Source organism: Bacillus sp. DJP31, from assembly GCF_049310945.1.
Classification (GTDB): Bacteria; Bacillota; Bacilli; order Bacillales; family SA4; genus Bacillus_BS.
The window spans coordinates 1-1,443 of sequence record NZ_JBMERO010000084.1; the positions used below are offsets into that span (position 1 = coordinate 1).

1 protein-coding gene is annotated in these 1,443 nt (G+C 31.3%); it reads right to left on the reverse strand.

The window, feature by feature from the left end; translation table 11 throughout:
* Positions 1-791: 791 nt before the first annotated feature.
* Positions 792-971, reverse strand: a complete 180-nt coding sequence (locus ACOI1C_RS22500) for a hypothetical protein (RefSeq protein WP_422512867.1) — start codon at positions 969-971, stop codon at positions 792-794.
* Between the last annotated feature and the right edge of the window lie 472 nt (positions 972-1,443).

A 1,443-nucleotide genomic window follows, 5' to 3' on the forward strand; every position in this document is an offset into this window, starting at 1 on the left:
GAAATCCTCTTATTACCAATTATGGGATTTCACATAGTTGGATTCTTGTTTTTTATTTATTGAGGAAGACTCTTTTTGAACACACTCTATAAAACTAATTTTTTAGGATGATCTCTATCCAAATTTAATATTACTATATTCCTAGTCTTATTGTCGATTGGGAAATAACATATAAAAAACAGTGCATAATCCCATAATTTTCATATATACTTTCCCAATTGTTTCTACATTTATTACTGCTATAATATTTAACCTTTTTTAATAAACTACAAAACAAAAAAGGACTCATTCATCAGCTAACCATTAATTTTTAGTCAATGAATGAGTCCTTCGAGCATTATCTTGGTGATGATACGACTTATATGGTGGGCGAAAAACACTCACTACGAAATCTTGAGAAGTTTGAAGAAAAAATTGAACAAATAATTAGTTTCTGCTCCAAATGAAAAAGAAGCGATTACTCTTGGTGCTGGCTTACTTATAGTATATCAGTGGGATATAAAGAAGATTGGAAAAGACATAACTGGGGCAACGCCCCTTATGTTTAAATGTTTGATCATTTTCTACCTAAAGAGCCCTCTTTTCTCAAATAAAATTATTCACTAATAGAATTCTCCAGTATTTAAATCCATTAAATCCATTAAATCCATCAAAGAAATTGATGAATTAAATTGTTCGCCATATTCAACATTTCGAGTTTGTTTGTCATATTTAAATGAAATATTATAATATCTACCTTTTTTAGTTTTCGCTACTAACCCATGACTAATCAAAAACTTTGCTAACCCCTTCTAAGCCTTTTCTTCATCAGAAGAATACCAAACAATCACCCATGAACCATCTTTTGAACGTAGATTAAAATCAAGTGTATCAAAATCAGTATGTTTAATTAATGGAGTGGTATCTTGTTTGATTGCCTTAAGAATTAATTCCTGCATTTCATTTGAAAGATCACCTTGTCCAAACGTCATAAATTTACCTATAATTATCTGTTTCTTTAAATGGGATTTTGAGCACTGTTAATACCAATGTGACGCTCGCACTACCAAAGAACTTTCCCTCCGGTATTATCGGCCAATGTGAGTATTTTATAATTTATAATTTCATCTTTAAATACAGATACAAATCCCAAAGGAATATAGTCATGGTAAGTATTGGATAAATTTGTTGAATAGTGTAGAATCATAGTGAATATTATAAAAGTATCAATCTAAATTACTATATAAATGATAATATTCCATGTCTAGGGAAAAATTTTAGGAGATGTTCATAAGTGAAGAGATTTTTAAATAGTGCTGGTTCAATCTGGCGTAAGTGGGATTTACATGTTCATTCTCCATCCTCAATCTTACATAAGGGAAGCGCGGGGACGGTTCTTGTGCTTCCATTGATACATCGAGTCCGATTGGCAAACTTGTCGTTCAACTGATGGCTTCATTGCTG